The organism is Methanosarcina soligelidi (genome assembly GCF_000744315.1).
Lineage (GTDB): Archaea > Halobacteriota > Methanosarcinia > Methanosarcinales > Methanosarcinaceae > Methanosarcina > Methanosarcina mazei.
On record NZ_JQLR01000001.1, the window covers coordinates 2,215,014 to 2,227,679 of the forward strand.

Below are 12,666 nucleotides of genomic sequence, written 5' to 3' on the forward strand. Positions count from 1 at the left end.
AATGAATATTAGTAACTGTTCACTTCAATAAACCCTCGAACTACTACTGTTAGTCCTTTTCAATATGTAGATAAATTCTATCTTGGTTTTATTTAGTGGGCAAAGTTGAATCATTAGGGTTACTTGTTGGAATTAATAGTTGCGAATATTTAGGAACATATGGATATCTATTAACAATCAAGTTCCGGAAAAAACACATATAACTTAATATTTTTCATGCGCTTCAGATAATTGTGTGTCTGAACTGAAAAATACTTAATGTTTATGAGAGGTTTTCACCTCTCATTTTTTATGAGGAGAGAATATGGCATCAAAAAAGAGTTTATTCCTTGCTTTTACAATAATTATTTTTGCAATTATTTATTGTGGTTTTGAGGAAAGAGCAAACTCAGAATCGATCTCTAAGAACTTAATAAATAAACAACAAGATATATATGATATATCTTATGATGAAAAATTGACTATGTTTATAGGAAATGAATCTATAATCACTGAATCTAGTTTTCTTATCAAAAATCCCAATATGTATAAAAGAGTCGATCGGGTAAATTCTTCCACATGTTTAACAATTGGCTCAGATGGGATACTAACATGGGAGTATGATCCAATTACAAACAAAACATGGTTAATCAATGACACTTCACAGAATTCTATACAGACCACTCCAACATATAGTGAATTTATTAATTCTATATCAGATAATTGTACTATAAACTACAAAGGTATTGAATATTTAGGAGAAGTCAAAACTTATAAACTAGAAGTAATTTCGAGTAAACTAAACGAGCCTGAAAGCTGGAGTCGTCTATTATGGATTGATCCCAAAATCTGGATGCCGTTAAAGATCCAAAGTTATAACGGTGACAAACTTCTGATGACACTAGAATATGAGAATTATTCTATAAATTCAGGCATAAAAGATACTGAATTTAAATTTAAACCTATAGAAGGTACTGAGGTGATTAATATATGAATATAGACCATATCGTTAAAGAAGAATTATTACGTTCATTTCCAGTACTATTTGTTAGTTTTTTAATAATCGGGCTACTGATTAGGGAAGGATATATTCCGTTAGAGATGTCAAGGGTGTTTATTCTTGCCCTCTTTGTTACAGCTGTCCATTTCTTTTTTATGGTCTGGTATAGAAAAAAGGAACAGATTGATGACAATAATTTTTTCAATATAATTGATCATATTTTGAGCTCAAAATCTCATGATGAAAAAATCACAGAGATCAACAAAGATGAAAAAACTAAAATTTCCTCATCAATTCGAAAAAATATGCGCCTTCTAATTCTTACAATACTGCTGTATATTATTTACCTCTATGCTTCTTTAGTTTATAATATAGATCAAGTATTCTGGATTTTGATTATATTATTTACTGGGGGCGCATTGTCAAAAATTATATACGGCGAAAGGAAAGAAGATCAAAAAGATCCTGTGAGATTGCTGGTTTTCTACGTAATCGCATGTGTCTTCATTTTTGTACGCTACCTTGTACTTGATTATCCCATCCTTCCTATTTTGAAAGGAAGTATAATTTTTGGAATACTACTAGTACTTTTGGTTTTAGGAATAAAATGGTCACAACGCAAACAGAACTCAGATAATTAGGTTTCCTGTCATTAGCATACACAGGTTTGTGAAATAAAAAGAATACTTGTTGGGGATTTTATGAAAAGTAGTTCTCATACAATTAGTTTACTAGCCGTAATTTATTTATCTCTTATTTTTATACCGGTGGCCTGTGCAGAACCTGTCACAATCCAGTATTTCCATCAAAAAGGTTGTCATGATTGTGAAATAACTGATCCTATTGTCGATCGAATAGAAGCTCAATATGAGAACATGGTTATATCAAAAATTGAAACCAGTACTGCTGACGGTTTCAACCAATGGAATAAATATGGTTTTCTTGAAGTCCCGGCTATTGTGATAAACAATGAAACAAAAATTCCCAAAGAAGAAATTACTGAAGAAAAGCTAAAAACTTTAATTGATGAATATCTTGTGGAAGAGGAAAATATTACTGAATATACTACAGAAGAGGTAACGAGAAAAGAACAGGAAATCGAGTATATAAACACAGACCTGAATTTGCCATTTGCCTATTCTCTCGGACTTTTTGCAGGTTTTTCACCCTGCCTGATGGCTATACTTGGATTTCTTTTAAGCTTTACTGCAGGGACGAGCAATAGTGCGAAAAGTGGAATGGTACGTGCAACAGTGTTTGGATTAGGGCTGGTGGGTTCTTACTTATTATTGGGCCTGTGTTTACTCTCATTCCGAAAGTCAATTCCAGATTTGGAAAGCTTTTCTTTTGTTACAGGCATCATTGTAATTCTCATCGGGTTAAACCTTCTGGGGATCTTAAAATCTCCTGTAGTTCTGGATAATTATTTTCAGAGTTCTGCCAGGAAATATGCAGGTACTCTGGGTGGAGTTTTCTTTCTTGGGATATTGTTTTCGTTTGTAAAAGTTCCCTGCACTGCTCCAATGCTCCTTGTACTGCTCAACAAGACTATTACAAACGGGACTGTTAATGATCTGGCTCTATTGCTTGCTTTCAGCGGAGGGGTGTTGACACCTTTTATTGGAGTTGGTATGATAGGGGGCTATACTCTGTCCAAGCAGATTCGTTCATATAAAATGTATCTAAAAAAAATTAGTGGATTTGTGCTTATTTTACTGGGTTTATGGATTATGGCCTGAATTAACTAATGAAGACAAAACATCGAAGTTAAATCTAAATAATTGATTAACATATGAAACTTGTGTAATTTATATATAATCTATTCATGCGTCTTCGGTTAAGTGAAGAATCATGATAAATTGCCTCCACTTTCATAACAGTTGTCAAATCTTTAATCCTATTATAGGCTGGGAAAGGTATCGATTTCATGTAAATAGGCCAAAACTTAAGGCAGGCTTCTGGTGCAAAATCGATAGCTTTCGGGCAAGAAAATTCCTTAACCGATGACCAATGAATAACTCTCATAAAAATCAATAATACAGATTAAGATAGAAGGTACTGATTGTTAGGGGTTCTGGTCGGAAAGCTTATATTCTTTGACTTTTTAAATTACTGACTAACATAACAAAAACCCGGAAGATGTTTGTATTATTCATATTCATAGGACTGATAGACATTCCTGAAGTTTCAACCGAGGTGAATACTCGGAAAGCTCTGATAAGGAAGATTCTCCTGTTTCTGCCGAAAAAGAATACATGTCAGTCCCTGGATAGAAAAAGGTTTGAGGAGAATCGGTCAGTGAAACCGAAAACTAGACATTTAGTCTTTACCAGCATTAAGCTTCAAAAGAAGCTTATCGTCTGTTTGCTATTTTTCCTTTTAACAACAATTGTAGGGAAAACAAATGTACTTAATAATCCTAACCGAGATAGCGTTTATACCTATATTGAAGCCAACCCTGGAGTTTGTTTTAGTGACATTGCAAAAAATACTGGCTTGAACAGGAGGACAGTCCAGTATCACATACAAGTTCTGGAAACTCAATATAAAATTGAAGTTTACAAGGAGGGCGGAAGAATAAGGTGTTTCCAAAACTCAACATATAGTGAAAAGGAAAAGAAAATTCTTGTTACCTCTCAAAACATAACGAATAAAAGGATAATTTCAGAAATATTAAATGGTAAGTGTAATACAAACGTAGCTCTTGCGCGTGAGATTGGAATTTCCAAGGGCACAGTTAGCTGGTATATGAAAAATCTTAAGGAAATTGGTTTTATAAAGGAAACAAAAAGAGGAAAAAATATAATCTATAAAATAAACATTTCGTACAAACACTTGATAGAAAGATACAAGTAAGCATCTGATCCACTTCACGGTATTGTGTACTAAAAAGCTTTTAGAAAAGTTTACTAGAATTTCATTTTGTATCAGAATACTTTTGTTTTTTCAATTCCTAATTTCTTGAACTTCTAACCTGCCTTATTTTGGAATAAGGAATTAAATATTGATTGCAGCTTCAATAATAAAGTGAGATTCCCTTTGTACCGATCACACTTTTGTTTTACGACTTTCTCTATTGGAGCCGGTTTTTCTTACTTTATAACTAAAAAGTAGTTAGTAGCAATATTGCAAGGCTAGAAAATCTTGTAGAATTCAGTCTTACTTAATTCTCACTATAGAGAAATGTAATGTCTTAAAAAATATTGCTATTTTTTCCTAAAAGGAACAAACATCGAAGACGCAGACACAAATCGACAGGCTGTAAGTAACATTATTTATAGCTTCTGTGTAAGCTCTCAAATTATTTTTCTGTTAATTTATTTCAGATTTGTATTCTTCTCTTATGCCTGATTGTTTGAGAGTTTACACATAAAACTTTTAAAGGATTATGAGTTTTTTGAATGTGGGAATGTTCTGCAGGATTCAGTAGAGTTTGAGCCCTCCCCTGAATCCTGCATACCCGAAGGCAAGAAATATTTTAATTTATAACTATTTTAAAGTTTGTTTCTTGCCTCTTAAACAAAAGTGAAGAGGTGAAACAGAGTGAAATTAAATAGTAAAGTTAGAAAAATCAGCGGGCTTTTCATGATAATGCTCGTTGTAGGTATGATACTGGTTACGCCTGCTATGGCGTGTCCGGCTGGAACAAATTGTGAAAATAATTCAATCTCTGGAGATTCAATACAGTTAAAAGGAGAAGGCAAAGAGAAACTAGTTAATATGGCTTTAAAAGATACTAAAGTCAAAGAATTTCAAGAGCAATTGACAAAAGAAGGATTCATACAAAAGGACTCTGAAGCATTAATTATACCAGTGAAAAATGAAAAAGATGGTTCAACAAAGGAAATATCATTTGTTGCAATACCCTTCCAACATAAAGAATCTCAAGAACTCAAAAATATAATATACACTTACAATCCCCAGACCGAAGAAAGCGCAGTTGTATTAGTAGAAGGGGGGCTTAGCGATTGTATATATAACTTAGCAATTTGTTTAGGGAGTTTTTCTGGTTGTGCAATAGTTTGTGGCCCACTTTTGGTACCAGATCCAGCTGAGCCAATTGAGGCAGAACTTTGTTTGTCATGCATACCAATTGCTTTTGGATCCTGCGGACTTGCCTATAATGCATGTTACGATTACTACTTTGGAGATGAGTGACGTAGCGGACTATAAGCATTACGGTTATGAGGAGATAGATTAAATGAGAATAGTTTTAAAAAGGAATTCTAAAATATTTCTTCTTTTGTTTTTTTCTTCCATTTTTGCCATTATAGGAGGTATTATAACAACCATAAAAACTCCAATGAATTTATCTGTAAGCGGATTATACTTAATATTGGCTGGAATTGGACTTTTTTTTCTTGTACTTTCTATTTCTACAAAAGACCAAAAGTCAGTTAGAACTTGGGCCATATATAGTGGTATTTTTTATGGTATTGCACTTCTTTGTGGGAGTTTGATTTCATTCAGATCTGGTCATATCATAACTGCAAAGATAGTTGCTTTATGTGGGACATTTGTTATTTTGTTGACATTATATTCGATCATTTCGACCTTAAGGAGGGGAAAGCAGCATGAATAAAAATCCAAAAAAGAGATTTGAAGTACTACTCATATTGTTGAGCCTGTTTCAAAATTATATATTATTTGATTTTATATTAGATAGGGGATTATAATACATTTCGAAGAATTTAGTGATGCTCAATGGACTCATATTCACTCGCACCTTCCTCCCCAGCCTTCGGTTGGGAGGAGGCGAGCAAATGATCGTCAGATCATTAACGGAATTCTTTATGTTCTTGTTACAGGTTGTCAATGGCGAGATATGCCCAAACAATACGGATTTTACGTCACCGCCTGGAGACGACTAAAAAGATGGTCTGAAGAAGGTGTTTGGGATAAGATCCTTAATTCTCTCATAGATGATTCTTATCAGAATGGACACTTCTCCCTTGAAATTGTTGCAATAGATAGCAGTTTTATAGAAGCAAAAAAAGGGGAGAAAGTGTCGAATATAATGGATTCAAAAAAAGAAAAGGAATAAAAATTCATGCAGCTGTAACCTCAGAAGACCTTCCATTAAGCATCGTTATTGGCTCTGGAGCAGAATATGATCCTTATAGGTTTGAAGAGACTATTGGAGCAATAAAGGTTAGGACTGGATATAGACCAATAACAAGACCAGAAGAAATAGTAGCAGATTCAATTTATGATGATGCGCAGGTACGAGAGTACCTGCGCAGGAGAAGAATCAAAGCTTCTATTCCTGAAAACAAAAGAAACAGAAAAAAGAGAAAAAGAGGAAGACCTAGAAGATTTAATAAAGAATCGTATAAGAAAAGATCAGCAGTAGAAAGGTTTTTCTCAAGGATAAAAACAGGATTTAGAAGAATAATCCTAAGATATGAAAGATTGGACAGAATATTCAGGGCATTAGTGATAATAGCAACATTCTTCATTTACTGGGAAAAGCTACAGGAGAAATTATGAAACGAGCTCTCTAATAAAGTTGAAGACGGTGTACAAACTGCTTTAGAATCCGACGATGTAAAAAGATTAATAAAAAAATTGGACTCAAAAGGATATAAATTAAATCAAACAGAGATAGCTGGGATGGGTGCAACTCTAAATAATGAGACCTATTATGAAGCAGTAGGATTAACACTTGACAGTAAACATAATTCTACGGGTGCGCTTATTGCTGTATTTGAAAATGATAAAATTGTTAAAGTTCGGGCACAGATTGTCGAAAGAGATGAGACTGGATATCCCTTATCCATTGAACTATTAACCGTGAACGGAAACACTATAGTTTCTGAGAGTGGTGAGGTAAGTGACATATTGAATGGTAAAACTAAAGCGAGTTTGATTTCCTCGGCTACCCTAGCTCCCATAACTCCACGAGCAATGGACGCATGTACTGCATGCAAACTTTTAGTCGATGGTGCATGTAATATTGGATGTGGACTGGAAATGGCAATTTTCTGCGCAGTATTAGGAATACCGGCTATCATTGGTGGGCTAACATGCGCTGCAATTGCAACAGCCGCGTGTATTGTTGTAGGCGAGTTTGGTTGTGAGCCCACTGCACTCGATTTATGTCGTGAAGCTGAATACTGTTGATAATGGAGGAGTTTTTTATGAAAAAACAAATTTTATTTTTTTTAGTGCCTTTGATCACCAGCATATTATTGGGATACTTGACTCATAATTTAATGAGAGGAGTTACCAATGGGATTATTCTAGGCATAATATTTGCAATATTTGCTACTTATGTCATCAAAGAATAGGTTCTGTAGGCAACGTAGCGAAAGTTCTGTAAATTACGATTGACTCTATATCCTTTTTCTTACATCATCAACATATGTAAGTTTGTGAGAGAAACGATACACTTTAGGGATTCTCATGAAAAGGATTTCTCGTACAATAGCTACCCTGGCTGTCATATATTTATTTCTTATTCTTATTCCGGTAGCTCATGCAGATCCGGTCACAATCCAGTATTTTCATCAAAAAGGCTGCCATGACTGCGAAATAACCGATCCAATTGTCGATCGAATAGAAACTCAATATAATACTATTGTTATATCAAAAATTGAAACCAGTACTGCTGACGGTTTCAACCAATGGAATAAATATGGTTTTCTTGAAGTCCCGGCTATTGTGATAAACAATGAAACAAAAATTCCCAAAGAAGAAATTACTGAAGAAAAGCTAAAAACTTTAATTGATGAATATCTTGTGGAAGAGGAAAATATTACTGAATATACTACAGAAGAGGTAACGAGAAAAGAACAGGAAATCGAGTATATAAACACAGACCTGAATTTGCCATTTGCCTATTCTCTCGGACTTTTTGCAGGTTTTTCACCCTGCCTGATGGCCATACTTGGATTTCTTTTAAGCTTTACTGCAGGGACGAGCAATAGTGCGAAAAGTGGAATGGTACGTGCAACAGTGTTTGGATTAGGGCTGGTAGGTTCTTACTTAATATTGGGCTTGTGTTTGCTTTCATTCCGAAAGTCAATTCCAGATTTGGAAAGCTTTTCTTTTATTACAGGCGTCATTGTAATTCTCATTGGATTAAACCTTCTGGGGGTCTTGAAATCTCCTGTAGTTCTGGATAATTATTTTCAGAGTTCTGCCAGGAAATATGCAGGCACTCTGGGTGGAGTTTTCTTTCTTGGGATATTGTTTTCTTTTGTAAAAGTTCCCTGCACTGCTCCAATGCTCCTTGTACTTCTCAACAAGACTATTACAAACGGGACTGTTAATGATCTGGCTCTATTGCTTGCTTTCAGTGGCGGAGTATTAACTCCTTTTATTGGGGTTGGTTTGATAGGGGGTTATACTTTACCTAAACAGGTCCGTTCATATAAAATATATCTGAAAAAAATCAGTGGACTTGTGCTCATATTTTTTGGATTATGGATTATGATTTAAGTCGTAAGATAAAAGACAAAATAAGAAGTAAAATCTAAAAAACTGATTAACATATAATAATATTTATTAATCATGTGACAACCATTACATATAATATGCAATAATGTGAAAAATATGGATAATTTAAACCTGAATAATCTGTTATTTGATCCAAATTCATTTTTCGAGGAAAAGTCGAGAAATGATGTCGATCTTAAGTATCCTGTATTGATATTACTTGTAGTTGCTGTAATTGCAATGGTTTCAAGTTTTCTGGCTATGAATCAATTGCGTGGACTGCTTCCTTCTGAGATGAGTTCATATATATCGACTACAGCAATTCTTTTCGGTGTCATTTGGGGTTTGATCTGGGTCTTTCTAATCTGGGTTATAGTAGCTGGAATTTTATATTCAATATCATATGTGTTTGAATCAAAAGGTTCTTTCAAAAGGACGTTAGAGTTTGTAGGTTATGGATTTGTGCCAAAAATATTTAGCAGTTTAATAAATGTTTTTGTAACATACAAACTTACACCTTCGATAGATTTTTCATTACAGGACCCGCAGCTTATAGCTGAAAGTACAACACAGATGTTCTCAAATAATCCCCTGTATTATACCTCACAAATAGTTGGAATTTTATGCCTCTTACTGTCTGCATACATATGGGTATTTGCACTTTTACACGCGCGAAATATGTCAATTAAAAATGCCACCCTTGCTGTCGGTATTCCAGTAGGCCTGTACGTTGTTTACCTATTATATTTATTCCTGTTTACTTCAGGAAGCATTTAATTCTGTAACAACAAAACAAAAGGAGTATTATCATGTCTGATAGGGTGTATACTTCAAATTTACTTGGGCTAATATTTTCATTTTTAGTTCCAAATTTTTAGAAAATTGCTAAAAATGATTTGGAGCATGTAGACAAATTCTCTGCAAAAGCCCTTGCCGTCATGAAGATCACGGAAGTTTATGAATGCAGATCCGGCGACGCAGCTGGAAAACAGCTTCTCTAAAATTTTCTCAGAGGTCATATAAAAAATTTACTGTTTTATTTTAATTCTGAGGATATTATTTTTATCCTCATGATATCTCTTTTTTGACAAAATATTACAGATAAAAGATCTTATAATGTTTTTTAGATTATTTTTTAATTTAGTAACATTTCTTACAAAGGCAGATATGATTATTATTTGATAATTTACACAGAAGTTATATATACACAAACTTTTAAACTCTTTTATTAGTGTTTATTTGAAATCTTGGATGATATTTGTATTTTTTTTATAATAGGATTGATTGCTTTGCCTGCGGTTTCAGCCGAAGAATTGATTGGGAAATTTTTCCACATGTTTAATAATTGGTTCAGATGGAATACTAACATGGGACTCGTAAAGTATGTTAGAGGGTAACTCCTCTCTATTTTTTAAAACATAAGATTGGTGAATAAAATGAAAAATAGAAATCTGCTGCTTATTGCTGTTTTTTTATTTTTCTAATAGGAAGTATATTTGCTCATGCTATTTATATGGATGCGAAGGATTGGAGAAGTCAAGCTCAAAGATATCATTGTATATATAATATAGGTGTGAGTGGCCTTTCCGGAAACGAAGTGAGTGGAACGACTGTGATAATGGTTCCTATTCCAGCATCTAAGGAAGGTAAATTCTTTAATCCTCCTATTCAAAAAGATCCCTATTTTACCCAGGATCTGATGCACGAAATCCTCAACCAGCCTGAACAATACCGCAAAGGACCTTATTTTGAAAATGCGACTGAAGCTTTCGATAACAAAGAGAGAGGAAACTGGACAACATTCATTGCAGAAACTGATAAAGGTTATATGTATGGATTTAGGACAAATGAAACAAAGCTCGAAGATATTTCTTTTGATAGAGAATTTGTTGCGGACTATTTCGATATTTTTGACCCTATAAACAATGGAAGCCCTATACTGTATCCTATTGAAAGTGTTTCTAATAATTCTTCGATTCTTTATAAAGATTACACTAAGTATTCCTCAAATCCGACTTATGATAGCTATGTCTATATAAGCGATAATCTAAAAGGAGCAGAAAATATTATATCTTTCAATATTCAGTTGGATGCAAACAATGATCCAAGTGAGTGGCCTAGAGAATATCGTGGTTGCTACAAAAACTTACTATTGGCAAAAGTTAATGGCACAGGGTATGTAAAAGTCAAGGCTATTCTTGGACAGGAAATTCCATGGGGAAATAACTCCAATTGGTTATGGGATAGTCAATATGTTTTAGATTTTTATGGTAATTTAGAAGAAGAGCGAGCAGCATGAACGTAAAAGTAATTTTTTTACAATCACTTTGCCAGTTCCAAATCTCTCAGCTACGTCACCGGATCCAAAAACTGCCAAAATTTCATATTAGACCCCTAATTTGACAGATTCTGCTAATTAATACAGTATTTTTGTATACAAAACATATCGCATTGACACATTACATTTTGGTAAAATTAATAATGCCAAAAAAATCATAAGATGTAAGACAAAACCTTGAATTGTATAAAGAAAACAGGAGCATCAGGCCCATTTTGACATTAGATGATATATGCTTCTGTCAAATTTGGGTTATATTTATACCAATATATTAAAAAAAGTATTTTAATGTAACTTATGAAAAAGTGCTTCAACCGCGTAAGTCCTAATATATTTGTCGCTCTTTAGTTGTTTATAATCCTGAATATCCACAGTTCCCTAACTTACTAAATATTACACAGGGTTAAGTATGAGGATTTATTCAAACAAAAAAAGATCTAACAAAGGGGTGAAGTAAATGGTAAAATTAAGCAATGAAATGGTAGAAGATTTTGCAAAAATGAGAATTTTTCCTTTCGCAACCGCCTCCAAAAATGGAGAGCCAAACGTAATACCAATCGGATTTTGTAAGCTTCAGGAAGACAGAGAAACCATCTGGATTGCAGACAACTATTTTTACAAGACCCGTCATAACCTTGAAGAAAACCCGCGGGTGCAATTTATGTCTGGGGTCCCGAGATTAAGGGTTGCTACCAGATAAAAGGGGATTTTGTGATTAAAACCGATGGAGAAGATTACGAGAATATGTACAAGACTGTCAAAAAGATGGGAGATAGGTTCCCTGCAAAAGCCCTTGCCGTCATGAAAATCACTGAAGTTTACGAGTGCAAATCCGGCGACGCTGCTGGAAAGCAGCTTCTTTAAGACTTTACCGGAATCGTTTATAAAATTTACTATTTTATTCTGATTTAGAGGATGCTTTTTTATCCTCGTCCTATTTCTTTTTTGACGAAATATGCCAGATAAAAGGTCTTATGCTGTCTTTTTTAGACTATTTTTTTAATTTAGTAATATTCTTTCATAAAGGTAGTATGATTATTATTTGATAATTTACACAGAAGTTATATATATCCGGACTTCAAAGCTCTTTTTTGGGTGATTATTTGAAATCCTGGATGATATTTGTGTTATGTGTAATAATAGGATTGATGGCTGTACCTGCAGTTTCAGCCGAAGAGGAATATGCGACAAATTTCGACATGGGAGATACATTAGCTTCTGCCGAAAAAGATTACATTATTAGTCCCTGGACAGAAAATTCTTCTGATACAGAGAATTTTATTTCTCTTCTACGGTCAACCCAGTATATAACTCAGGGACAGACCATAACTCACAATGTAAATGTAGGTTCAGGAGTGAATTACCTTGAAGTGGATTTAAACTGGGGAGATACAAGCGATTCACTTACTCTTACCATTTACACCCCCTCTGGAAGCAAACTCGGAACTTACCGTGATAGTTCTGACGGAAGTACAAATGGCAGGATACATCTCAACATAGATCCCTCTCAGGGATACGTCGAGCAGGGAACCTGGAAATTTAAGGTTTATGGAGAATCAGTCAGTGGAACACAGAGCTATACACTTGGTGTCGCACTGCATTAATTACAGGAGACTCTGTCTCCTTTGTTTTTTCTTTTCATTTTCAATATTGGCAGCCGAAGCTGCAGAATATATCGTGACTCCTGCCCCAAATGATCAATTTGGGGTGTCTGTAGCTGGAGAGGATATACAGATAGTAGAAGATACTATAACGCCTTACTGGCAGTTTTTGCTCTGGCTGGCTGCAATGCAAATTTTATCAATAATAGACGTCGTTCTTTACTTTATAAAGCTTATTTTTGTAATACTGGGATTTAAAATTGTTAATAAAGAAAACGTACTAGTGTCTCAACCATTTAATTATTAGT

At 34.2% G+C, this 12,666-nt stretch carries 14 protein-coding genes and 1 pseudogene; all 15 read left to right on the forward strand.

Going from position 1 to position 12,666, the window contains the following annotated elements:
• Positions 1-304 precede the first annotated feature (304 nt).
• The 15 genes and pseudogenes from M886_RS09680 (at position 305) to M886_RS17500 (ending at position 12,665) form a co-directional block, all read left to right on the forward strand.
• Positions 305-973, forward strand: coding sequence for a LolA family protein (locus M886_RS09680; RefSeq protein ID WP_011034362.1), 669 nt, complete (start codon positions 305-307; stop codon positions 971-973).
• Complete coding sequence (locus M886_RS09685) at positions 970-1,620, forward strand: hypothetical protein (RefSeq protein ID WP_048041120.1); 651 nt, start codon at positions 970-972, stop codon at positions 1,618-1,620. The genes M886_RS09680 and M886_RS09685 overlap by 4 nt, the downstream gene beginning before the upstream one ends.
• A 234-nt stretch (positions 1,621-1,854) precedes the next feature.
• Positions 1,855-2,718, forward strand: a complete 864-nt coding sequence (locus M886_RS09690) for a cytochrome c biogenesis CcdA family protein (protein WP_011034364.1) — start codon at positions 1,855-1,857, stop codon at positions 2,716-2,718.
• Between the two features lie 559 nt (positions 2,719-3,277).
• Positions 3,278-3,835 carry a winged helix-turn-helix transcriptional regulator gene (locus M886_RS09695; protein ID WP_230625023.1) on the forward strand — a complete coding sequence of 186 codons (558 nt, stop codon included), beginning with the start codon at positions 3,278-3,280 and terminating at the stop codon, positions 3,833-3,835.
• Between the two features lie 687 nt (positions 3,836-4,522).
• The gene (locus tag M886_RS09700) at positions 4,523-5,137 is read left to right on the forward strand and encodes a hypothetical protein (RefSeq protein WP_235203916.1); all 615 of its coding nucleotides are present in this window, start codon (positions 4,523-4,525) and stop codon (positions 5,135-5,137) included.
• 43 nt (positions 5,138-5,180) lie between these two features.
• Positions 5,181-5,561 carry a hypothetical protein gene (locus M886_RS18305; protein ID WP_152558013.1) on the forward strand — a complete coding sequence of 127 codons (381 nt, stop codon included), beginning with the start codon at positions 5,181-5,183 and terminating at the stop codon, positions 5,559-5,561.
• A 93-nt stretch (positions 5,562-5,654) separates the two neighbouring features.
• A complete protein-coding gene (locus M886_RS17785) occupies positions 5,655-6,023 on the forward strand; it encodes a transposase (protein ID WP_048051089.1) in 369 nt (122 codons plus the stop codon).
• Between the two features lie 2 nt (positions 6,024-6,025).
• The gene (locus tag M886_RS17790) at positions 6,026-6,469 is read left to right on the forward strand and encodes a transposase (RefSeq protein ID WP_235204024.1); all 444 of its coding nucleotides are present in this window, start codon (positions 6,026-6,028) and stop codon (positions 6,467-6,469) included.
• 78 nt (positions 6,470-6,547) lie between these two features.
• A complete protein-coding gene (locus tag M886_RS09715) occupies positions 6,548-7,102 on the forward strand; it encodes a halocin C8-like domain-containing protein (RefSeq protein ID WP_152558015.1) in 555 nt (184 codons plus the stop codon).
• Between the two features lie 282 nt (positions 7,103-7,384).
• Entirely contained in the window at positions 7,385-8,422 is a 1,038-nt protein-coding gene (locus M886_RS09720; protein ID WP_048051091.1) for a cytochrome c biogenesis CcdA family protein, read from the forward strand.
• A 114-nt stretch (positions 8,423-8,536) separates the two neighbouring features.
• Complete coding sequence (locus tag M886_RS09725; protein WP_011034371.1) at positions 8,537-9,196, forward strand: YIP1 family protein; 660 nt, start codon at positions 8,537-8,539, stop codon at positions 9,194-9,196.
• Positions 9,197-9,932: 736 nt separating this feature from the next.
• Positions 9,933-10,718: a hypothetical protein gene (locus M886_RS09730; RefSeq protein WP_230625025.1), complete on the forward strand. Its 786-nt coding sequence runs from the start codon at positions 9,933-9,935 to the stop codon at positions 10,716-10,718.
• 496 nt (positions 10,719-11,214) lie between these two features.
• A pseudogene (locus M886_RS09735) lies at positions 11,215-11,621 on the forward strand (pyridoxamine 5'-phosphate oxidase family protein).
• Between the two features lie 239 nt (positions 11,622-11,860).
• Positions 11,861-12,361 (forward strand): pre-peptidase C-terminal domain-containing protein, encoded by a 501-nt coding sequence (locus tag M886_RS09740; protein ID WP_052716897.1) that lies wholly within the window; start codon positions 11,861-11,863, stop codon positions 12,359-12,361.
• A gap of 46 nt (positions 12,362-12,407) precedes the next feature.
• Positions 12,408-12,665, forward strand: a complete 258-nt coding sequence (locus M886_RS17500) for a hypothetical protein (protein WP_235203917.1) — start codon at positions 12,408-12,410, stop codon at positions 12,663-12,665.
• The last annotated feature ends 1 nt before the right edge of the window (position 12,666 follow it).

Excerpts from the sequence above, each read along its gene's own strand:
- M886_RS18305 (WP_152558013.1), top strand. The coding sequence starts at position 5,181 with ATGAGAATAGTTTTAAAAAGGAATTCTAAAATATTTCTTCTTTTGTTT.
- M886_RS09720 (WP_048051091.1), top strand. The coding sequence starts at position 7,385 with ATGAAAAGGATTTCTCGTACAATAGCTACCCTGGCTGTCATATATTTA.
- M886_RS09685 (WP_048041120.1), top strand. The coding sequence starts at position 970 with ATGAATATAGACCATATCGTTAAAGAAGAATTATTACGTTCATTTCCA.
- M886_RS09680 (WP_011034362.1), top strand. The coding sequence starts at position 305 with ATGGCATCAAAAAAGAGTTTATTCCTTGCTTTTACAATAATTATTTTT.
- M886_RS09690 (WP_011034364.1), top strand. The coding sequence starts at position 1,855 with ATGGTTATATCAAAAATTGAAACCAGTACTGCTGACGGTTTCAACCAA.
- M886_RS09725 (WP_011034371.1), top strand. The coding sequence starts at position 8,537 with ATGGATAATTTAAACCTGAATAATCTGTTATTTGATCCAAATTCATTT.
- M886_RS09730 (WP_230625025.1), top strand. The coding sequence starts at position 9,933 with ATGGATGCGAAGGATTGGAGAAGTCAAGCTCAAAGATATCATTGTATA.